The organism is Sphingomonas sp. 77B (genome assembly GCF_056497825.1).
In genome coordinates, this window is sequence record NZ_JBWMBY010000001.1 from 3,034,629 (window position 1) to 3,055,828 (window position 21,200).

General features: G+C 66.5%; 20 protein-coding genes. 9 read left to right on the forward strand and 11 right to left on the reverse strand.

Translation table 11 applies throughout. The features are described from left to right. Positions 1 to 150: 150 nt before the first annotated feature. On the reverse strand, positions 151 to 852 hold the full coding sequence (locus tag AC1GI4_RS14215; protein ID WP_479629934.1) for a hypothetical protein: 702 nt from the start codon (positions 850 to 852) through the stop codon (positions 151 to 153). A 273-nt stretch (positions 853 to 1,125) separates the two neighbouring features. Here AC1GI4_RS14215 and AC1GI4_RS14220 point away from each other — a divergent pair, with 273 nt between their 5' ends. Both AC1GI4_RS14220 and AC1GI4_RS14225 read left to right on the forward strand, forming a co-directional pair. Then, on the forward strand, positions 1,126 to 2,022 hold the full coding sequence (locus tag AC1GI4_RS14220) for a dienelactone hydrolase family protein (RefSeq protein WP_479629935.1): 897 nt from the start codon (positions 1,126 to 1,128) through the stop codon (positions 2,020 to 2,022). 32 nt (positions 2,023 to 2,054) lie between these two features. Next, positions 2,055 to 2,675 (forward strand): glutathione S-transferase family protein, encoded by a 621-nt coding sequence (locus AC1GI4_RS14225; RefSeq protein ID WP_479629936.1) that lies wholly within the window; start codon positions 2,055 to 2,057, stop codon positions 2,673 to 2,675. A gap of 4 nt (positions 2,676 to 2,679) precedes the next feature. Here AC1GI4_RS14225 and AC1GI4_RS14230 read toward each other — a convergent pair whose 3' ends face one another. The 6 genes from AC1GI4_RS14230 to sppA form a co-directional block, all read right to left on the reverse strand. Beyond that, on the reverse strand, positions 2,680 to 2,844 hold the full coding sequence (locus AC1GI4_RS14230) for a hypothetical protein (RefSeq protein WP_433908752.1): 165 nt from the start codon (positions 2,842 to 2,844) through the stop codon (positions 2,680 to 2,682). Between the two features lie 156 nt (positions 2,845 to 3,000). Next, on the reverse strand, positions 3,001 to 4,350 hold the full coding sequence (gene gorA / locus AC1GI4_RS14235) for a glutathione-disulfide reductase (protein WP_479629937.1): 1,350 nt from the start codon (positions 4,348 to 4,350) through the stop codon (positions 3,001 to 3,003). 234 nt (positions 4,351 to 4,584) lie between these two features. Further along, positions 4,585 to 6,075, reverse strand: coding sequence for a glucose-6-phosphate isomerase (gene pgi, locus AC1GI4_RS14240; protein ID WP_479629938.1), 1,491 nt, complete (start codon positions 6,073 to 6,075; stop codon positions 4,585 to 4,587). Positions 6,076 to 6,228: 153 nt separating this feature from the next. Then, positions 6,229 to 7,059 carry a putative phage abortive infection protein gene (locus AC1GI4_RS14245; RefSeq protein ID WP_479629939.1) on the reverse strand — a complete coding sequence of 277 codons (831 nt, stop codon included), beginning with the start codon at positions 7,057 to 7,059 and terminating at the stop codon, positions 6,229 to 6,231. Positions 7,060 to 7,131: 72 nt separating this feature from the next. Further along, positions 7,132 to 7,722, reverse strand: a complete 591-nt coding sequence (locus AC1GI4_RS14250) for an N-acetyltransferase family protein (protein WP_479629940.1) — start codon at positions 7,720 to 7,722, stop codon at positions 7,132 to 7,134. Between the two features lie 222 nt (positions 7,723 to 7,944). Beyond that, a complete protein-coding gene (sppA, locus tag AC1GI4_RS14255; protein ID WP_479629941.1) occupies positions 7,945 to 9,906 on the reverse strand; it encodes a signal peptide peptidase SppA in 1,962 nt (653 codons plus the stop codon). A 226-nt stretch (positions 9,907 to 10,132) separates the two neighbouring features. On the opposite strand from sppA, the gene groES reads away from it, so the two are divergent. Then, positions 10,133 to 10,420 carry a co-chaperone GroES gene (gene groES, locus AC1GI4_RS14260; RefSeq protein ID WP_042484184.1) on the forward strand — a complete coding sequence of 96 codons (288 nt, stop codon included), beginning with the start codon at positions 10,133 to 10,135 and terminating at the stop codon, positions 10,418 to 10,420. Positions 10,421 to 10,507: 87 nt separating this feature from the next. Next, on the forward strand, positions 10,508 to 12,148 hold the full coding sequence (gene groL, locus AC1GI4_RS14265) for a chaperonin GroEL (RefSeq protein WP_433908746.1): 1,641 nt from the start codon (positions 10,508 to 10,510) through the stop codon (positions 12,146 to 12,148). Positions 12,149 to 12,977: 829 nt separating this feature from the next. On the opposite strand, the gene AC1GI4_RS14270 is transcribed toward groL, so the two are convergent. From AC1GI4_RS14270 to AC1GI4_RS14280, 3 genes are read right to left on the reverse strand one after another with little or no spacing between them, the layout of a single operon-like run. Next, complete coding sequence (locus tag AC1GI4_RS14270) at positions 12,978 to 13,718, reverse strand: DsbA family protein (protein ID WP_294274343.1); 741 nt, start codon at positions 13,716 to 13,718, stop codon at positions 12,978 to 12,980. A 30-nt stretch (positions 13,719 to 13,748) separates the two neighbouring features. Further along, the gene (locus AC1GI4_RS14275; RefSeq protein WP_479630419.1) at positions 13,749 to 14,441 is read right to left on the reverse strand and encodes a thioredoxin domain-containing protein; all 693 of its coding nucleotides are present in this window, start codon (positions 14,439 to 14,441) and stop codon (positions 13,749 to 13,751) included. Beyond that, a complete protein-coding gene (locus tag AC1GI4_RS14280; protein WP_156361024.1) occupies positions 14,441 to 14,956 on the reverse strand; it encodes a DUF721 domain-containing protein in 516 nt (171 codons plus the stop codon). Before AC1GI4_RS14280 ends, AC1GI4_RS14275 begins: the two co-directional genes overlap by 1 nt. 26 nt (positions 14,957 to 14,982) lie before the next feature. Here AC1GI4_RS14280 and mutY point away from each other — a divergent pair, with 26 nt between their 5' ends. Genes mutY through nudC form a run of 3 tightly spaced genes read left to right on the forward strand, consistent with a single transcriptional unit; the run spans position 14,983 to position 18,208 of the window. After that, the gene (gene mutY / locus AC1GI4_RS14285) at positions 14,983 to 16,038 is read left to right on the forward strand and encodes an A/G-specific adenine glycosylase (protein ID WP_479629942.1); all 1,056 of its coding nucleotides are present in this window, start codon (positions 14,983 to 14,985) and stop codon (positions 16,036 to 16,038) included. Positions 16,039 to 16,040: 2 nt separating this feature from the next. Then, complete coding sequence (locus AC1GI4_RS14290; protein WP_479630420.1) at positions 16,041 to 17,357, forward strand: serine hydrolase domain-containing protein; 1,317 nt, start codon at positions 16,041 to 16,043, stop codon at positions 17,355 to 17,357. Further along, entirely contained in the window at positions 17,354 to 18,208 is an 855-nt protein-coding gene (gene nudC, locus AC1GI4_RS14295) for an NAD(+) diphosphatase (protein ID WP_479629943.1), read from the forward strand. Before AC1GI4_RS14290 ends, nudC begins: the two co-directional genes overlap by 4 nt. 131 nt (positions 18,209 to 18,339) lie before the next feature. Here the strand turns inward: nudC and AC1GI4_RS14300 are convergent, their stop codons facing one another. Continuing rightward, a complete protein-coding gene (locus tag AC1GI4_RS14300; protein ID WP_479630422.1) occupies positions 18,340 to 19,230 on the reverse strand; it encodes a prephenate dehydratase in 891 nt (296 codons plus the stop codon). Positions 19,231 to 19,347: 117 nt separating this feature from the next. Between AC1GI4_RS14300 and AC1GI4_RS14305 the strand changes: the two genes are divergently transcribed. Next, positions 19,348 to 20,058, forward strand: a complete 711-nt coding sequence (locus AC1GI4_RS14305; RefSeq protein WP_294274329.1) for a c-type cytochrome — start codon at positions 19,348 to 19,350, stop codon at positions 20,056 to 20,058. Continuing rightward, positions 20,058 to 21,104, forward strand: a complete 1,047-nt coding sequence (locus AC1GI4_RS14310; protein WP_479630423.1) for an NAD(P)H-dependent flavin oxidoreductase — start codon at positions 20,058 to 20,060, stop codon at positions 21,102 to 21,104. Before AC1GI4_RS14305 ends, AC1GI4_RS14310 begins: the two co-directional genes overlap by 1 nt. Positions 21,105 to 21,200 lie beyond the last annotated feature (96 nt).

The following is a 21,200-nucleotide window of genomic DNA, read 5'->3' on the forward strand; positions in this document are numbered from 1 at the left end:
CGGGGTCGCCTTTCAAGGCCGGGGTTTGGCGTGACGTGTCTCGTCGGCTCGGCTTGCCCGATCAGTTCTAGACGGTGATGACGTTGCGTTGAACCAAGGAGAGCCCCTGCCCTGAAGGGGAGGGGTGAGTTAGTCTCATGTCATCATGCTCTAATTCGCAGCGCGTTCTTCCTTGATGGCAGCGGCGCACAGGCGACGATCGGCCCGGCTGAGCGGCTTGATATCCGACCGATGGCAACGATCCGCGGCCACCTCCGACGGGATCATGTCGAGCGGTTCGGGGGACGCATCGCGGCGGGCGATGACCCGTCCCAGCTTGTCCAGATAGACGCTCCAGTTCTTGTCGGTACCGTGCTGGCCGACCAGCGGCAGCGCCGCCTTGCGCATCGCCTCCGCACCGGCAAAATCGCTCAACTGGCGCAGCTGGTTGGCCGCCCGCGCGGTCAGCCAGAGTCGATCCGCGACACTGGTTTCGGCGGGCAGGGCGTGGACGCGCGCGACGAATTCCCGCGCGTAGCGCTGGCGTCGTGCCGCATTGGCGGGATCGTCGGGGCCATCATTGGCCCCCGGCGTCGTGGCCCATAAGGCCTGGTGCAACCACCCCAGTGCATCCCCTTCCGGCCGACCCAACCGCGTCGCAAGCCAGGAAGCGCGGTAATGCTGTCCTTCGCCATCCGCGACCAGCTTGGCATAGTCGGGCGAAGCGATCAGCGTCGCCAACGCCGCCTGTTCCGCATCGGAAAAATCATTGAACACCACCAGGTGATTGCCGGGGCATTCGGGCAGGGGGAAGGGGAAGGGCATATAGCTGAAGGGCCGCCCGTCGGGCCGCTCGCCATAAGTGGAATACATGGTCACCTGCCATGCGGAAAAGGCCTCCCCGCCGACCGGGCAGGTCATGGGCCTGCCGCTGCCGTGCAGCGGTGGGGGTGGGGGCGGTTCTGCGGGCGGAACCGTCTGCGCCTGTAACAAGGCCCATGCGAAGATTGTCATCATATCGTCAGCCCCCATCGGTTCGATGCAAGCTATCCCATGGCGTCGCATCCGACTATGTTCGTCGGCAGGGTCGTGACGAAGATATCCGGCACCATGCCGAACCCACGACCATCAGTGGAGGATGCCCGCATGACTGATATCCCCCCAACCGATTCGCTGCGCGACCGCGCCGTCCGGATCTATGATGCCTTCACCCACGAGCATCACGACCGCCGTACCCTGCTTCGCCAGATGACCGCGCTCGCCGGATCGGTCGCCGCCGCAGAGGCGCTGATCCTCGGCATATCCGCCAGCCCGGCTGCCGCGGCGTTGACCGACCCGCATGACGCCCGGCTGCGCATCGATCGCCATGAGGGAATGGAGGCCGGTGCCCGCTCGGCGGCGTATCTGGCTAGTCCCAAGGGCATGAAGAAGCGGCTCGGCACGGTGCTGGTCATCCACGAGAATCGGGGGCTGACCCCGCATATCGAGGATGTCGCGCGGCGCGTGGCGCTGGCGGGTTTCCACGCCATCGCCCCCGATCTGCTTGCTCCGCAAGGCGGCACGCCAGCCGATGAGGACCGCGCGCGCACGCTGATCGGGACGCTGGATTATGATCTGGCGCTCGCCCAGGCGCGGGCGATGATGGCCCATGCCGCCGCCGAAAAGGCGGGGACCGGCCGGGTCGGTGCGGTCGGTTTCTGCTGGGGCGGGGCGTTCGTCAATCGGCTGGCGGTGGCGGCGGGCCCGGCGCTTTCGGCGGGCGTGGCCTATTACGGGCCGGCGCCGAACCCCGGCGAGGCGGTCAGGGTCCGGTCGCCCCTGATGCTCCATTATGCGGGCAAGGATGCGCGGGTGAACGCAACCGGCGAGCCCTGGGTCGCGGCGCTGAAGGCGGCAGGGCGTTCGGTCGAGGCGTTCACCTATCCGGGCGTCGACCATGCCTTCAACAATGATAGCTCGGCCGAACGCTATAACGCGGCGGCGGCGACCCAGGCCTGGGCACGGACGATCGCTTTTCTGCACCGCCATCTCGACCGCGCCTGAGCCCATTTCCGCCATTGCCCACGGAGCCCCCGATGACCGCCGACCTGACGCTGTACACCAACCCCCAGTCGCGTGGTCGCATCGCGCGCTGGATGCTGGAGGAAACCGGGGCGACCTATGAAACGGTCGTGCTGGATTACGGGACGACGATGATCGCGCCCGGCTATCGCGCGATCAATCCGATGATGAAGGTACCGGCCATCGTGCATCTGGGGCAGGTGGTGACGGAGACGGCGGCGATCTGTGCCTATCTGGCCGAAGTTTTTCCCGATGCCGAGCTGGCACCGCTTCCGCAGGAGCAGGCGCGTTATTATCGCTGGCTGTTCTTCGCGGCGGGGCCGTTGGAGGCGGCGATCACCAACCGGGCGCTGGGCGTGACCCCGACGACCGAACAACAGCGTATGGCGGGCTATGGCGATTTCGACCGGGCCGTGGGCGTGATCGACGCGGCAGTGGCGGAGCATCCCTATATCGCGGGAGAGCGCTTTACGGCGGCGGACGTCTATCTGGGATCGCAGCTGATGTGGTTCACCCAGTTCGGGCTGATTCCCAAGACCGACGCGATCATGGCCTATATCGGTCGCCTCCGGGATCGCCCGGCGCATCGACGCGCCACTGCGCTGGACGACGGGAAGGGCGACGAGGTGGCCTGAAGGATCATGCCGTCGGGGCCTCTCCGGCACGCTGGTGCGCGGCGCGCAATATCTCCAGTCCGGCGGCGATGTGATTGCCCGCCAGCGGCTGGTTCAGCGCATCGGCGCCGTCCATCGCGGCCTGCGCATAGGCGATCACCTGTTCGAAGGTCACACGCTGCTCACTCATACCAGTTCCACTCATCTCACTTGCCTTTATCGCGCTGCCTTAACGACTTGGCTGGAAGGCTCTGTTAAATCGCGATAACTTTACACGCGATATACAAATCATTGCAAAACGGTCATGTTCGCCCCCCGGTGAGACACCGGGGGGGCGTGCCCGGCGTCAGCGCATCAGGACCAGTTCTTCCGACATGGTCGGGTGCAGCGCGACGGTGGCGTCGAACTGCGCCTTGGTCAGCCCCGCCTTCACCGCGATCGCGGCGGCCTGGAGGATTTCGGGCACATCGGGGCCGATCATGTGCAGCCCGACGACGCGGCCGGTGTCGCCGTCGCACACCATCTTGTAGAGCGCGCGCTCCTCGCGGCCTGCCAGCACATTCTTCATCGGGCGAAAGTCGGAGGTATAGACCTGCACCGATCCCAGCGTCTGGCGCGCCTGCGCCTCGGTCATGCCGACGCCCGCCATCGGCGGATGGCTGAACACGGCGGCGGGGATGCAGTCGTAATCGACGCGGGTCGGCTTGGCGCCGAACACCGTGTCGGCAAAGGCCTGTCCCTCGCGGATCGCGACGGGGGTCAACTGGACCCGGTTGGTCACGTCGCCGACCGCATAGATGCTGGGGCAGGTCGAGCGATTCTCGTCGTCCACCTTGACCGCGCCGTGATCGTCCAGCTCGACGCCCGCCGTCTCCAGCCCCAGGCCGTGGGTGTTGGGCAGGCGGCCGGTCGCGAACATCACCAGGTCGACGATCATCGGCTCGTGATTGGACATGGACACCTTCAGGCAGCCATCGTCCATCTTCTCGATCCCCTCGAACGTCGCGTCGAAGCGGAACTCGATCCCCTTCATCATCGAAATCTGGAGCAGCCGGTCGCGGATCGTCAGGTCGTATCCGCGAAGGATGTCCTTGCTGCGGTTGATGAGGGTAACGTGCGCGCCGAACTGGTGGAACACGCCCGCAAACTCGTTGGCGATATAGCCCGCGCCCGCGATCAGGACACGCTTGGGAATTGAATCGAGATGGAACGCCTCGTTCGAGGTGATGCCATGCTCATGGCCGGGGCAGGAGGGGACGGCCGGATGCGCGCCGACCGCGATCAGGATCTTGTCGGCGGTCTTCTCGGTCCCATCGGCCAGGCGGATGCTGTGCGGGCCGGTGACGACGGCGCGCTGGCCAATGATCTCGACATTGTGGCTCTCCAGCGTCTTCTTATAGGCGCCGTTCAGCCGGTCGACCTCCGACAAGACATTGTCGCGCAGGGTCGTCCATGAGAATTCGCACTCGCTCGGCACCTGCCAGCCGAAGCGGCGCGCGTCCTTCAGGTCCTCGGCGAAATGCGCGCCGTAGACGAGCAGCTTCTTCGGCACGCAGCCGCGGATGACGCACGTGCCGCCGACCCGGTACTCCTCGGCCACCGCCACGCGCGCGCCATGCGCCGCCGCGACCCGCGACGCGCGCGTACCGCCAGAGCCCGCCCCGATGACGAACAGGTCATAGTCATAGTCAGCCATGGGAACGGTTTCTCCGGGGGATTGGGGCGGCAGACCCGCCTAAAAGCACAACGGGGGACACCGAGCCAAGTTCAGTGTCCCCCTGACAGTGATCGATATTTCAAATCCTCCCCGGCACGGGGAGGTGGCGGCGCGAAGCGCTGACGGAGGGGGGCTTCCGCAAAGGTCGTTCCTCGCGGCACGCCCCCTCCACCAGCTTCGCTGGTCCCCTCCCCGCGAGCGGGGAGGATCGGGTCAGCCAAAAGCCCGCTTGATCAGGTCCTCGGTCGAGGGGTCGAACTCCTGGCCGCCCTGGTCCGCCGCCTTGGCCATTTCCTTGCCCAGCTCGACGCCGAACTGGTCGAAGCTGTTGATGCCCAGCAGCACGCCGTTCACGAACACGCGGTGCTCGTAGAAGGCGATCAGCGCGCCCAGCGTGCGCGGGTCGAGCGTGTCGAGCAGGATGGTCGAGGACGGACGATCGCCCGAATAGCTGCGCGCGGGGTCGTCGGTTTTCTTCCCCTTCATCAGCGCCGCTCCTTGCGCGAACGCGTTGAGCAGCAGCTGGCGGTGATGGTCGTCGCTCAGCACGTCGCCCGGCTCGATCACCGCGATGAACTCGACGGGGACGAGGTGCGTGCCCTGGTGGAGCAGCTGGAACACCGCATGCTGCGCGTCGGTTCCGACGCCGCCCCAGGTGATCGCGGCGGTCGGGCGGCCGACTGGCTGGCCGTCGACGGTCACGCCCTTGCCGTTCGACTCCATCTCCAGCTGCTGGAGATAGGAGGGGAGAAGGCGCAGACGCTCGTCATAGGCGAAGGGCGCGCGCGTTTCGGCATGGCGGACTTGGGTGTAGTACAGGTCGGCAAAGGCGGCGAGCGCAGGCGCGTTCTGCGCCAGATCGGTCAGGCGGAAATGGCGGTCCATCTCGGCCGCGCCCTCCAGCAGTTCCTCGAACGCGTCCCAGCCCAGGCCCAGCGCGGCGGGGAAGCCGATGGTCGACCAGAGCGAATAGCGGCCGCCGACCGACTCGGCGAAGGGCAGGATGCGGGTTTCGTCCACGCCCCATTCGACGGCCTTTTCGGGATTGGCGGTCAGCGCGATGACGCGGCCATAGGGGTCCTCGACACCGCTCTCGGTCATCCACTGGAGCGCCGAGGTGGCGTTCAGCATCGTCTCGGTCGTGGTGAAGGTCTTCGACGCGACGACCAGCAACGTGGCGGCGGGGTCGAAGCGCTTGAACACCTCCTCCAGCGCGACGCCGTCGACGTTGGACACGATCGCCACGTCATAGCGGTCGCTGTCGCGGCCCAGCGCGTCGACCAGCAGGTCTGGGCCGAGCGCCGAACCACCGATGCCGATGTGCAGGACATGGCGGATCGGCCCGAGCGCCTCCGCCTCGATCGCGTCGATCAGCGCGCGCATCCGGGCGTGCGACTGGCGCGCCACGGCGACGCTTTCGGCCTTGCCCTCGCCACGCTCGGCGGTGTGCTCGACCGCGCGGCCCTCGGTGACGTTGACGACTTCGCCGCCGAACAGCGCATCGCGCTTGGCGGCCAGCCCCTTAGCCTTGGCGAGATCGGCGAAGGCGGCGACGGCTTCGCGCGTCAGATGCGTCTTCGACCAGTCGAAATGGATGCCCGCCACATCCAGGCTGAGCGACGCCAGCCGGTTGGGATCATTCGCGAAAAGATCGAGAAGCGGGGTCTGCGGGAGCGATTCGATCGTCGACCAGTCGGCAGCCATGATGCCTGTTCCTTCCTTGCGCGTGCCCGGGTGGGGCTTCCTCCACGGCGTTAGCCAAAGCGGGCGCGCAAAGCCAAGCCTTAGATTGGTATGGTGGGGGGCCGAGAGGGCGGAATGTATAGGAGGTAGGGGTATCGAAACTGGCTTTGGTCTCTAATCGCGGGGCTGGAAGGCGAGGGCGTCAAAAAGCCGTTCAATACGGCTCCGACCCGGGGACGCGGGCATGTATTTAAATAAGCGACACTCTGTAACGAGTGCCTCTAGGTCTGCTGACCTTGGGGATAGCGCATTATAAGCAATTGCAACCAACTCCACATTGGTTAGCTGTGATCTAAGTAATCTTGCGTATGCATTCTTTTCATCATTATTTAATATATTGTCGGAGCTGACTTTTTTCAAAATTGTGTATATCAAGCGAAAGTACGGGGAAAATGTTTTTTCCGTAGAGTGCTTCATAGTGGAGTCATAGATTCGCGAAAAATCTTCGCGAGATGCGGCGTTTAGGCTGCCGACTTCCGCTTTTACATTACTCATCAATTCTGTTAAGAAATAAGTTAACGCATCTACGCCAATTTTTCTCTGGCTTAGTAGTATTTTTCTATTCTCTGTTGGAGCAAGCTTTATATATTCTGCCGAGTGTCGAAATGATAGTTCGTTTCTTACCTCGCGAAGAAGTTTAAGGAGTTCGAAAAAAGTAGACTCAAATCTCTGTTTGTGATTTTCCTTGATCTGTGTTTCCAAAGATTTTTGCTGCTCCTTCAGAGATTCCTGCTGAAGGATTAGCGTCCTAATTATAAATAAGGCGCCGGCCAACGATACGAAACCGTTAAAGGCGCCGAATGTGTCACCCCACGCCCCAGCCTTGCTAATGTCGTTAACATGGTTACCTGCAAAGAATTGCGCTATCTGCACGCTATAATCTGCGTAGAATCCCCACATAAAAAATAGAGCGGCAATAAGGGCAAGGCAAAATTTAAAATTCATATAATGTTCCGCGTTAACTGCAGAAATAAGTTGTCTTATAATATCGCCAAGGTGGTGGCGCAATTTGTGTTGTCAGCGATGCTTCGCCGCCACCGGATCGCGGACCACGCCGACATCGGCGAAGCGCTTCGGTTCGGCCGGATGGGCGGCGGGTTCGGCGAGTTCGCGCTGCCAGTAACCCACGTCGATCCAGCGGCCATGCTTGTGGCCGACCTCGCGGAAGACGCCCGCGCGGCGGAAGCCGACCGCTTCGTGCAGCTTGATTGAGCCGTCATTGGGCAGCGCGATCACGCCCATCGCCTGGGTGAAGCCTTGCGCGGTCAGCGTGTCGACCAGCGCCTCGTAGAGCAGCCGCCCGATGCCCGAGCGCTGCGACACGTCGGCGACATAGATGGTCGTCTCCACCACCCAGCGATAGGCCTCGCGCTCGCGGAAGCGCGCGGCATAGGCATAGCCGATCACGGCGTCTTCACGGCCCTCTTCGTCGGCCAGCGTCGCGACGATCCAGGGATAGAGGCCGCCCGCCCCCTCCATCCGCGCGCGCATCGTGTCGGCGTCGGGGGCCTGGGTCTCGAAGGAGACGACGCCCGCCAGGACGTGCGGCGCATAGATGGCGGCGATGGCGGCGGCGTCATCGGGGCGGGCGGCGCGGATGGCGATCATGGGGGCAGCGTCTCCTGAAACGATGGGTCTGGGTAGCGCGGGGATGCGCGGTTCGGAAGGGGCGGCTTCCCAGAGCCTGTTTCGGCGCGCCACAATCCCGACCCTCCGTTCGCACTGAGCGAAGTCGAAGTGCACGCTCCGCGCTTTGCGGCGAGGGAATCCCTTGGCCTTCGACTTCGCTCAGGCTGAACGGATGTGGGGGATTAGGCGGGCGGGGCTAGATCAGAGCCCCAACCGCGCGATCAGCAGGTCGAGCAGGCGCTCGTCGCTGGCCGTGCCCACCGGACCCAGCGCGCCGCATTCCAGGCACTTCGCCTGGACCGATCCACCCCGCGCCAGCCGCGCGACATCGCCCAGCGCGCGGGCCGCGACCGCACGCCGCTCGGCCGCCGCGATGGCGAAGACGTCGCCGCCCTGCTGGCTGTCATCGTCGCTGTCGAACCCTTCGGCCAGCAGCGCCGCGAAGCCCGGCTTCTTCTCCAGATATTCCGGATAGACCTTGGCCGGGTCCAGCTTGGCGCGGCGCGCGGCCTCGGCAATGGCGTCGGACAGGTTGCCGAAGCGGTCGACCAGCCCGATCTGGCGCGCGGTGCCGCCGTCCCAGACGCGTCCTTGCGCGATGGTGTCGACCTTTTCGGGCGTCATGTGGCGCGACTCGGCGACGCGGGTCAGGAACTGGCGATAGCCATTCTCGATCCCCGCCTGCAGGATGGTGTCGAGCATCGGCGTCGTGCCGCCCAGCACGTCGGGCTGGCCGGTCAGCGGCGTGGTCTTCACGCCGTCGGTGGTCACGCCGATCTTGGCGAGCGTATTCTCGAAGGTCGGGATGATGCCGAAGATACCGATCGATCCGGTGATCGTGCCCGGCTCGGCAAAGATCAGGTCAGCCGGGGTCGAGACCCAGTAACCGCCCGACGCAGCCAAGCCACCCATCGACACGATGACGGGCAGCTTCTGCCGCTTGGCCTCTAGGATCGCCTGGCGAATCTGCTCGGACGCCAGCACCGAGCCGCCCGGCGAATCGACGCGGACGACCAGCGCCTTCAAATTCTTCTTGGCCAGCCCGTCGAGCAGCGCCTTGGATATGGTTTCGCCCGCGGCGGTGCCGGGTCCGGCCTCGCCGTCGACGATATTGCCCGCGATGGTCAGCACGCCGATTGCATCGCCCTTGGTCGGCAGCGGGTTGGCCTTGACCCAGGAGGCGTAGGAGATGGTGCGGAAGCTACCGGCGGGCTTGTTCGCCTCGGCCCCGGCAAGCTCGGCCACGCGCTTGCCGAAGGCGAGCTTGTCGCCCAGCTTGTCGACCAGCCCGGCCTTCAGATTGGCGTCGGCGATGCTGCCGTTCGCGGCCAGCACGGCGCGGTCGGGCTGGGTCAGGAAGGCGTCGATCTGAGCCTTGGGCCGCGCCTTGGCGACCGACTCGCGCCACTGCGCGAACAGCGTGCCGTACAGCGCCTGCGATGCGGCGCGCGCATCGGGGCTCTGGTCGCTGCGAATGTAGGGCTCGACAAAGGATTTGAACTTGCCGACGCGGTAGACATGGGTGGTGACGCCCAGCTTGTCGATCAGGCCCTTGTAGTAAAGCTGATTGCCGCCCGGCCCGGTGAACAGCGTGCCGCCCAGCGGGTTGACCCAGATCTCGCTGGCATTCGCGGCCAGGCGATAGGCGCCGTCGGTATAGGCGGTGGCATAGGCCAGTACCGGCTTGCCCCCTTTACGGAAGCGCTGGATCGCGTCACCCACTTCCTGAAGGGTCGCGGGATAGGCGCCGCCGAACGCGTCCAGGTCGAGGACCAGCACCTTGACCCGGCCGTCATCCTTGGCGGCATCGATCGCGCGCACCAGATCGCGCAGGCGATATTCGTGCGGCACGCTGCGCCCCGACAGCATGGCGAGCGGCGCGACCGTTTCGGGTTGCTCGACGATCGGGCCGTCCAGCTTCAGCAGGAGCGCGCCGTCGGTGATCGCCTTGGTCCCCGGCCGGGCGTTGAGCGCGGCGAAGATCAGGCCGAAGAACAGCAGCATCGCCGCCAGCACCAGGAAATCCTTGATGCCGACCAGCAGGCGCCACGCGCCCCGGACCAGCCGCCAGCCGCTGCGTCGGCCGGGCTTGCGCCCCGGTCGGCTGAAATCCTGGTCGAGCGGAGAGGCGGGCGGAAGCGCGTCGGCGCGGGCGTCGGTCATTCCCTATCGCTAGCCCAGCGGCGAATGCTCGGCAATGGTCCGTGTTACGCAGCCAATACGCGGCCCATGCGGCCCCGATTTTGTTCCCGCCAGCGCCACGCTTCGTCGAAATTTTTTGCGGGCGGGCGTTGACGGGCTGAATGGCCGTTCACATATCCGAGGCGTTGGCACTCGCATGGCTCGAGTGCCAGAAAAGTGTAACACGCCAGATTAAAGGGACATGGCAATGAACTTTCGTCCGTTGCACGACCGCGTTCTCGTCCGTCGCGTCGAGGCCGAGGAAAAGACGGCCGGCGGGATCATCATCCCCGACACCGCCAAGGAAAAGCCCCAGGAGGGCGAGGTCGTCGCCGCCGGTTCGGGCGCGAAGGCCGAAGACGGCAAGGTCACGCCGCTCGACGTGAAGGCGGGCGACCGCATCCTGTTCGGCAAGTGGTCGGGCACCGAGGTCAAGGTGAACGGTGAAGACCTGCTCATCATGAAGGAATCGGACATCTTGGGGATCATCGGCTGAGCCGATGAGCACCAACCCCGGCGAAGGCCGGGGCCCAGATCAAAAGATTCCTGATCCCCATTATCCCAATCTGAAAGGGTAGCCACCATGGCAGCCAAGGAAGTCAAGTTTTCGCGCGACGCGCGTGAGCGCATCATGAAGGGCGTCGACATCCTCGCCGATGCCGTCAAGGTAACGCTGGGGCCGAAGGGTCGCAACGTCGTGATCGACAAGTCGTTCGGTGCCCCGCGCATCACCAAGGACGGCGTTTCGGTCGCCAAGGAAATCGAACTCAAGGACAAGTTCGAGAACATGGGCGCGCAGATGGTGCGCGAAGTGGCGTCGAAGACCAACGACATCGCCGGTGACGGCACCACCACCGCGACCGTCCTCGCTCAGGCGATCGTCCGCGAGGGCATGAAGTCGGTCGCGGCCGGCATGAACCCGATGGACCTGAAGCGCGGCATCGACATCGCCGTCGCCAAGGTGACCGAGGACATCAAGTCGCGCTCGAAGCCCGTCTCGGGCAGCCAGGAAGTGGCGCAGGTCGGCATCATCTCGGCCAATGGCGACCGTGAAGTCGGCGAGAAGATCGCCGAAGCCATGGAAAAGGTCGGCAAGGAAGGCGTCATCACCGTCGAGGAGGCCAAGGGCCTCGAATTCGAACTCGACGTCGTCGAGGGCATGCAGTTCGACCGTGGTTACCTGTCGCCCTACTTCATCACCAACCCGGAAAAGATGACGGTCGAACTGAACGACCCGTACATCCTGATCCACGAGAAGAAGCTGTCGAACCTGCAGGCGATGCTCCCGATCCTGGAAGCCGTCGTCCAGTCGGGCCGCCCGCTGCTCATCATCGCCGAGGATATCGAGGGTGAGGCTCTGGCCACGCTCGTCGTCAACAAGCTGCGCGGCGGCCTGAAGGTCGCAGCGGTCAAGGCGCCGGGCTTCGGCGATCGTCGCAAGGCGATGCTGGAAGACATCGCCATCCTGACCGCGGGCGAGCTGATCTCGGAAGACCTGGGCATCAAGCTCGAGTCCGTCACCGTCGGCATGCTGGGCACCGCCAAGCGCGTCACGATCGACAAGGACAACACCACCATCGTCGATGGTGCGGGTGATGCCGACGCGATCAAGGGCCGCACCGAGGCGATCCGTGCGCAGATCGAGAACACCACCAGCGATTACGACCGCGAGAAGCTCCAGGAGCGTCTGGCCAAGCTCGCTGGCGGCGTGGCCGTCATCAAGGTCGGCGGTGCGACCGAGGTCGAGGTGAAGGAGCGCAAGGACCGCGTCGACGACGCGCTGCACGCGACCCGCGCGGCCGTCGAAGAGGGCATCGTCCCCGGCGGCGGTACGGCGCTGCTGTACGCGACCAAGGCGCTGGACGGCGTCAAGGGCGTTAACGACGACCAGACCCGCGGCATCGACATCGTCCGCAAGTCGCTGACCGCGCTGGTTCGCCAGATCGCTCAGAACGCCGGTCATGACGGTGCGGTCGTGTCGGGCAAGCTGCTCGACCAGAACGACACCTCGTTCGGCTTCAACGCGTCGACCGACACCTATGAGAACCTGGTCGCCGCCGGCGTCATCGACCCGACCAAGGTCGTGCGCACCGCGCTCCAGAACGCGGCGTCGGTCGCGGGCCTGCTCATCACCACGGAAGCCACCGTGGCCGAGCTGCCCGAAGACAAGCCCGCCATGCCCGCCGGTGGCGGCATGGGCGGCATGGGCGGCATGGACTTCTAAGTCGGATCGGCGACCGGCGGGGGCGACCTCGCCGGGAACCGGATCGGCTTGGGCCATTGCGGCACAGCCAAAGAAAGGCCCGGGGAGCGATCCCCGGGCCTTTTTTGCGTCTGCGTTATGTCCGAACTTTTGATCGGCAGGCCAAGGCCGCGCGTGGTTCAAACGGCAGGGCGTGCACTTCGACTTCGCTCAGCGCGAACGGAGGTGGGGTGTGTGGCGGCACGGCTTGAGGCAGGGGTGTCTGCTCTGCCCGCGTGCCGGAGATGGCCCATCTTCCAACCTCCGTTCAGCCTGAGAGCAATCGAAGGCCACGGAACCCGCCCGGCGAGAGGGCGGGGCGTGCGCTTCGACTTCGCTCAGCGTTAACGGAGGTGGGGTGTGTGGCAGGGCACGGCTTGAGGCAGGAGTGTCTGCGCTGCCTGCGTGGCGGAGATGGCTCGTCCTCCCCACCTCCGTTAAGCCTGAGCGTAGTCGAAGGCCACGGGACTCGCCCGGCGAGAGAGTGGGGCGTGCACTTCGACTTCGCTCAGTGCGAACGGCGTGTGGGGGGCAGGGAGTCAAAAGGAAGGCCCCGCACTCTGAAGGCCCCGTACCCCGGCGAAGGCCGGGGTCCAGTTCGATGCGTCCGGAGGAGCATTGGGCATCGCATGGGATCCCCGCCCACACGATTCGCCTAGGCCTCCCCCGCATTGCTTGGCGCGCCACCATGGGAGGCGCGACTAAGCCTCGGCCTTCGCCGAGGTCATGGGCAGAAAGATCGTGATCCTAACAAAAAAGGCGGCCGGACCTTCGCCCGACCGCCTTTCCCGCAACCCGAAAACGCTGCCGCTTATGCGCCCGCGTTCTTCAGCGCCGCCTGCACGTCCGACCAGCTGACCGCACCCTTGAGCGGCTTGCCGTTCAGGATGAAGGTCGGGGTGCCGGTCACCGTGCCGTCCGCGCCGCGATCCTGGGTCTGCTTGGTCAGGCGGTCGATCTGGGTCATGTCGCTCAGGCACTGGCGCGCCTTGGCTTCGGGGATGCCACGCTGCTTGACGAAGTTGATGAGGTCCATCTGATCGGCCAGCGCCTTGATGACGTCGACCGGCTTGGCGTTCTGCAGCGCCTTCTGCTGCTCGGGGCTCATCGCCTGGAGCTTGTCGTTGAAGCCCTGCTGCGACTGGTACATCTGTTCCAGCACCGGGAAGAAGGTCGCTTCGCCAGCGCAGATGCCGAGCAGCGCCGGGGGAAGGTCGGGCGCGCCGTGGATCAGGAATTCGCGGAATTCCCAGCTGACCTTGCCCGACTTGACGTAATTGTTCGTCAGCGGCTCATAGCCCTCGCGCGCGAACGCGCCGCAGGCCGGGCACAGGCGCGAGCCATATTCGACCAGCTTGATGGGCGCGTTGGGGTTGCCCATCACATAACCCTCGGCGGTCTTGCTGACGACCTGGGTCCAGTCCTTGCCCGCAGGTGCCGCGACCGCGGGCAGCGGCGAGGCGGCGGGGGCGCTGCTGTTGGCGTCGCCATTGCCGCCACCGCAGGCGGCCAGCGCGAGCGGAAGGGCGAGGAGGAGGAGACGAGACTTCATCGACATATTCTCCGAAGGGAAAAGAAGGATTTAGCGGGCGCCGCTTGCGCGCAACAGCGGCTGCAGCTTGTCCCAGGTGAACACGCCCATCGCCTGCTTGCCGTTGATGAAGAAGCCGGGCGTGCCCTCGATCGAATTGGGCGCAGCGGTCGTCATCGCGACGATCCGGTCGGTGGCGGCGCGATCCGACAGGCAGGCGGTGATCTGCGCATCGCTCAAGCCGGCGCTCTTGCCGATCGCGGTCAGCCCCGATCCGTCCGCCTCGGCGCGCATCTGCGCGGCGGGGGGATAGGTGCCGATCCGCTGGGCGTTGGCCTGGTCGAACTCCATACCGCGCTTCAGCCAGTCGCGCTGCTGTGCGAAGATCGTCTCGGTCAGGCGGGCGAACTTGGCCGCCCCGCCGCACCGCGCGATCAGCGCGGCGGCGAGGTCCAGCCGGTCGCGGATGAAATGGCGAATCTCGATGCTGGTCGAGCCCGAGCGGACCATCTGTCCTTTCAGGACGGGCGCCGATTCGGTGGTGAAGACGGCGCAATGCGGACAGGTATAGCTGACATATTCGACCAGCTTCACCCGCGCCGCCGGATTGCCGATGACATAGGCCCCGGCGGGCGTCTGGGTGACGTGGGTGGTCCAGTCCATCTTGGCTCGCGCCTGGGCGGCATCGGCCGGGACAGCGGACAGCGAAAGGCCGAGCGCGGCCAGCGACAGGAAAAGACGCATCACGACACCTTGGGAAGGCCGCGCGTCGCAGCGACGCCCGCGGCAAGCGACTCGAGCACGGCGCGAAGCTCCGGATCGGCGATCTGGCGCAGGCCGTCGCCCATTTCCGGCGGCACCGGCTGCGGCTTGGGCGGAGCTGCGCGGCGCGGTGCCGCCATGGGCAGCTCGCCCTGCCGGATCTGGAGCCGGGCGACGGCCGGATACCCGAAGAAGCGGTTCACCCGCTCGATGATCTCGGGCGCGATATGCTGCATCATCGGCGCGTGGGCACCGCGTACGACCAGGGTCAGCACGCCGTTCTGCTTCTCGCCCTGCGGAAAGCGGATCGATTCGGGCGCACTGGCGGTCGACAGGCGGGGCCCTACGATATCGGGCCAGCGGCTGACGATCGCACTCTGGACGAAACCGAAGCGGCGAAAGGCCGCGCCGCCGATGGCGGGCAGCAGTTCGGACACCGCGCGGGGGCGGTTGGAACGGGGGGGCGGCTCCTGGGGGGCGCGGACGCGCTTGCTCATATCCGTCCCCATGCCATAGCGGGCGGGTGGACGCCAAGCATTCATCATCGCCCGATACGCCCGCCGCCCGGCTGCTCGCCTGGTATGACCGCCACGCCCGCGACCTGCCCTGGCGCGCCAGACCGGGGGAGACGCCCGATCCGTATCGGGTCTGGCTGTCCGAGGTCATGCTGCAACAGACCACGGTGGCGGCGGTGGCTCCCCGCTTCACCGCCTGGGTGGCGCGCTGGCCCGATGTCGTGAGTCTCGCCGCCGCGCCGGATGAGGACATCATGGCCGCCTGGGCAGGGCTGGGCTATTATGCCCGCGCGCGCAATCTGGTGAAGGCCGCGCGAGCGGTGGTCGCCGAGCATGGCGGACGCTTTCCCGAGACCGAGGCGGGTTTGCGCGCGCTGCCGGGGCTGGGCGCTTATACGGCGGCGGCGGTGGCGGCGATCGCGTTCGGCGAGCGGGCGGTCGTGGTCGACGCCAATGTCGAGCGGGTCGTCGCGCGGCTGTTCGCCATCACGACCCCGCTGCCCGCCGCGCGGCCCGAGATCCGCGAGGCCACCGACCGGATTACCCCCGACGCCCGCGCGGGCGATTTCGCGCAAGGAATGATGGATCTGGGCTCGTCCATCTGCACGGTGAAGAAACCGCAATGCCTGCTCTGCCCGATCGCGGAGGATTGCCGCGCGCGGGCCGAGGGGATCGCCGAGACGCTGCCCGCCAAGGCGCCGAAGAAAAAACGACCCTATCGTCATGGCACCGTCTTCTGGATCGAGGACAAGGGCCGGGTCTGGCTGGTCCGCCGCCCGGACAAGGGAATGCTGGGCGGTATGCGCGCACTGCCGACCGGGCCCTGGGCCGATGAGCGGCCGGGGCTGGCCGAGGCGCCGGGGAAGGGGCCTTGGGTCATGCTGAACGAGACGGTGGTGCACGGCTTCACCCATTTCGAGCTCGAACTTGCGCTGGCCAGCAGCGAGGGCGAGCCAACCGATCCGGCGGCGGGCGAATGGTGGCCGATCGCCGACTTGGGAACCGCCGGGCTTCCTACGCTGTTCGCGCGGGCAGCCGAGCGTTTGAAAAGGAACGAGGATTGATGATGCGTCGCGTGATGATGACGGGCGGGGCGGTGCTGGCCCTGCTGAGCACACCCGCCCTTGCGCAAGTGGCGCAGACCAAGCCCATGGCACAGCGGAACGCGGCGCTGCCTGCCACCCAGGCGCTCTTCGACGGTTATGTGAAGTCCGGCAAGATGCCCGGCATCGTCGCTGCCATCGGGCTGCAAGGGCGGCCGCCGATGTTCGTCGCCGCCGGGCGGACGGGGATCGAGCCGAATGCGCACGCCGTCACGCCCGACAGCCTGTGGCGCGTCTATTCGATGACCAAGCCGATCACCGCCATGGCCGCGATGGTCCTGATCGAGGAGGGCAAGCTGACGCTCGACCAGCCGCTGTCCGATATCTATCCGGCCTATAAGACCATGCGGGTGCTGACCAATCCGCAGGCCTCGCTCGACAGCCGCCCGGCCACCAACCCGATCACCATCCGCGAACTCATGACCCACACGGCGGGGCTGGGATACAGCTTCACCGCCAAGGGGCCGCTGCTCAAGGAATATGAACGGCTGGGGCTGGTGCCTTTCGCCGCCAATGCGCAGGTCGAGGCCAAGGTCCGCCCGACCCGCCCCGCCACCCTCCAGCAATTCGCCGAGCGCGCCGCCACCGCGCCGCTGATCGCCGAGCCGGGCACGCGGTGGAGCTATTCGATGGGCCTCGACGTGCTGGCGGCGGTGGTCGAGAAAGTGTCGGGCATGCCGTTCGAGCGGTTCGTCCAGACCCGTCTCTTCACGCCGCTGAAGATGAACAGCAGCTATTGGCAGGTGCCTGCATCGGCAGCGAACCGGCTGGTCAGCAATTATACTTTCCTTGGCGACCAGATGGTGCCGGTGGACCCGGCGGCGACCTCGGTCTTTCGCTTGGCCCCCAGCTTTCCCTATGGCGGCGCGGGGCTGGTCATGTCGGCGCGCGATTATGACCGCTTCCTCCAGATGCTTCAGAATGAGGGGCAGGTCGATGGGGTCCGGGTGATGAAGCCCGAGACGGTGCGGCTGGCCATGTCCAACCTGCTGCCCGCCGGTGTCACCTATGGTTCGGTGACGGGCGCGAGCGGCGGCAGCGGGGGCGAAGTGCCGACGGGTTATGGCGCGGGCGGATCGGTGACGCTGGCCGATACGCCGGGCGGGCCGGGCAAGGGCACCTATGGCTGGGGCGGGGCGGCGGGCACCATCGCCTATGTCGATCCGACCCGGCATGTGCGGGGTACGGTGATGGTCAATTATTTCCCCGCCGACCGCTATCCGTTGCGCAGCGATCTGGCGAAAGCGCTTTACAGGGATTTGGGACGGATGGCGAAGTGACGACCCTGGGTTTTACCGGCGGGCGGCTGGATCGTGCCGACCCGCTGCGCCACGATCCGGCGGGTTTCGCGGCAGCGCTGGCAGACCCGGCGGCGCGGCTGTTGATTCTGAACGACTATCAGCCGGAGATGACGGACGGGCGATTGGGCTGGACCGCGATCGAGCCGGGTGCGCTACCGGCGGACCATGTCCTGCTCGGCCTTGAGGGCGGTGTACCGCATTTCGCACGTCTGACCGGCGAACCGGCGGTGGGGCGCTCGGTCGAGATGATCGCGGCGCTTCATGCGTTGGAGACGGGTGAGGCGGCGACCTATGCGGCGGCGCGCTCGGTGCTCGACTGGCATGCGCGGCACGGCTTTTGCGCAAAGTGCGGCGCGGCGACCGAGCCGTTCCGGGCGGGCTGGGGGCGGCGCTGCCCGGCTTGCGCAACCGAGCATTTCCCGCGCGTCGATCCGGTGGTCATCATGATCGCCGAGCATCAGGGGCGTGCGCTGCTCGGCCGCCAGCCCGCCTTTCCGCCGGGGCGCTATTCGGCGCTGGCCGGATTTCTGGAGCCGGGCGAATCGATCGAGGAAGCGGTCGCGCGCGAGCTGTTCGAGGAAGCGGGCGTGCGGGTGCGCAATGTCCGCTACATCGCCAGCCAGCCCTGGCCCTTTCCGTCGTCACTGATGATCGCCTGCGTGGCGGAGGCGGTGGACGACCGGCTGACCATCGACACGACCGAGCTGGAGGACGCGATCTGGGTGACGCGCGCGGAGGTACGCGCGGCGCTGGCGGGGGACGGATCGCGCTTCGGTGTGCCGCCATCCTATGCGATCGCGCATACGTTGCTGGAGGCGTGGGCAAAATAAATCCTCCCCGTTTGCGGGGAGGTGGCAGGCCGAAGGCCTGACGGAGGGGGCGTGCCCCAAAGGGCGTCCCCTGTGGAAGCCCCCCTCCACCACCGCTTCGCGGTGGTCCCCCTCCCCGTACCGGGGAGGAGTTATCCCCGCTGCCGCGCCTGGGCGTAGGTCCCCAGCATCCGCACCCATTTGCTGTGGAAGCCCAATTCCTCGATCGCCCGGTCGAACGCCGCTTCGCCCGGCCGCCCGACCACGTCGCAATAGAATTCCGTCGCGGCAAAGCTGCCGCCGCGCTGATAGCTTTCCAGCTTGGTCATGTTGACGCCGTTGGTCGCAAAGCCGCCCATCGCCTTGTAGAGCGCGGCGGGGATGTTCTTCACCTCGAAGATCAGGCTGGTCATCCACGGGCCGTCCCCTACCGGCGGCTGTCCGCCCCGCGCCAGCACGACGAAGCGGGTCATATTGCTGTCGGCGTCCGAAATATCCTCGGCCAGCAGGTTCAGGCCATAGAGTTCGGCGGCGCGCGGCGGGGCGAGGGCGGCGACGCGCGGGTCGGCCATCTCCGCCACCCGCGCCGCCGCACCCGCCGTATCGGCATAGGCGATGGGGCGGATGCCATGGGCGCGCAGCCAGTGGCGGCACTGGCCCAGCGCCTGCGGATGGCTCATCGCCTCGACCAGCCCGTCGCGCCCGCCCGTGGCCATCAGCGCGTGGCGGATCGACAGGAAATGCTCGCCCGTGATGACCAGCCCGGATTCGGGCAGCAGGAAATGGATGTCGGCGACGCGCCCGTGCAGCGAATTTTCGATGGGAATGATCGCGCGGTCGGCCTTGCCGGTCTTCACCGCGTCCAGCGCGTCGGCGAAATCGAAGCACGGCAGCGGCAGGCCGTCCGGGAACACCTCGGTTGCGGCGACATGGCTGTTGGCGCCCGGCGCCCCCTGAAAGGCGACGGCGCGGGCTGGCTCGGCCAGGGCGGCGGCGGTCATGCCCGCGACGATGGGACGGGCGGGGGCGGCGTAATTCTCCATGGCGCTGCGGCGTAGAGCCCCCATGCCGCACGATCAAGGGAAGCAGAACTTGCCGTTCGCGAAAGCCGCACCTAAGGTTCGCGTTCAGGAGAGATATTGGCGGGGCAGCGAAACGCGATGGACCTAAAGACCAATACGATCGCGGGATGGGTGCTGGGCGCGGCAGGCGCGGCATTGGGCCTTTCGATCGTCGGAGGAATGATCTTCCACGAAGAACGCCCCGAGAAAATGGGCTATGCGATCGAGGGCGTGGAGGCGGAAGGCGCGGGCGGCGGTGCCGCCGAGGTGCCGATCGCCTCGCTGTTGCCTACCGCGGACGCGGCCAAGGGCGCCGAAGTCTTCAAGAAATGCGCCGCGTGCCATACCATCAACCAGGGTGGCGCGAACGGCATCGGCCCCAATCTTTATGCCACGATGGGCGAGGCGATCGCGCAAGGGAAAGCGGGCTTCGCCTTCTCCGACGCGCTGAAGGCGGTCGGCGGCAAGTGGGACTGGGACAAGATGAACGCGTGGCTGACCTCCCCGCGCAAATTCGCCCCCGGCACCAAGATGACCTTTGCCGGGCTTTCCAATCCGCAGGACCGCGCGAACGTGATCCTGTATCTCAACCAGCAGGGATCGAACCTGCCGCTTCCGGCCGCCCCCGCCGCCAATGCGGAACCGGCGAAGGGCGATGCGCCTGCCAATGGCGCGGACGCGGCGGTCAAGAAGGTCGAGGAGGATCCGCGCGCCGACACCGGATCGATCGCCAATACCGGCACGCCCGCCAAGGGCGCGCCCTCGGTCGATCCGCAGGCCGCCGTGGAGGGTGCCAAGGCACCGCGCTGATCGGCGTGTTGGCGGGTCTGACCCTCGACCTGCCGATCCTGCAGGCACCAATGGCGGGCGTTTCGACGCCCGCCATGGCAGCGGCGGTGAACGCGGCGGGTGGCCTGGGCGCGATCGCGCTCGGGGCCAGCGACCCGTCCGCTGCGGCGCGCATGATCGCCGAGACGCGGGAGCGAACCGACGGGCCGTTCAACGTCAATCTCTTCGTCCACGCGCCGCCCAAGCCCGATCCGGCGCGCGAGGCGGCGTGGTGCGCGGCGCTTCGCCCCGCCTTCGCGGCGTTCGATGCCGAGCCGCCGCGCGAGCTGCGTGCCATCTATCCCAGTTTCGCACAGGACGATGCGATGTTGGCGCTCCTGGTTGCGGCAAAACCGGCGGTCGTCAGCTTTCACTTCGGCCTGCCCGACGCCGCGCGTATCGCGGCGCTGAAAATGGCGGGATGCCTGTTGCTCGCGAGCGTGACCTCGCTGGCCGAGGCGCAGGCCGCCGAGCGCGTCGGGATCGATGCGCTGGTGGCGCAAGGCTATGAGGCGGGCGGCCATCGCGGGGTGTTCGATCCAGATGCGGCGGACGATCGGCTGGGGACCCTGGCGTTGACCCGGTTGCTGGTTTTGCGAACGCGGTTGCCCGTGATCGCGGCGGGCGGGATCATGGACGGGACAGGCGTGTCGGCGGCGCTGGCGTTGGGCGCGGTGGCGGCGCAGCTGGGAACGGCCTTCATCGCCTGTCCCGAAAGCGCGGCGGATGAGTCCTACCGCGCGGCGCTGATGGGCGAGGGGGCCGCGCATACGGTGATGACGCGTGCGATTTCGGGACGTCCGGCGCGGTGCCTGTCCAATCGGTTCACCGCGCTGGGCGAGACCCTGACGGAGGCGGTGCCGGAATACCCGATCGCCTATGATGCGGGAAAGGCGCTGAACGCCGTTGCCAAGGCGCGGGGCGATGGCGGTTATGGCGCGCAATGGGCGGGGCAGGGGGCGCCGCTGGTGCGCGTCATGCCTGCTGCCGCGCTCGTGCGCACGATAGCGGCAGAGATGCGAGGATAGGTTGGGGCGTGGCCTTCGACTTCGCTCAGGCTGAACGGAGGTTTTGCGCAGTCCCCTGACCCCGTTCCGCCTGAGCGAAGTCGAAGGCCAAGGGAT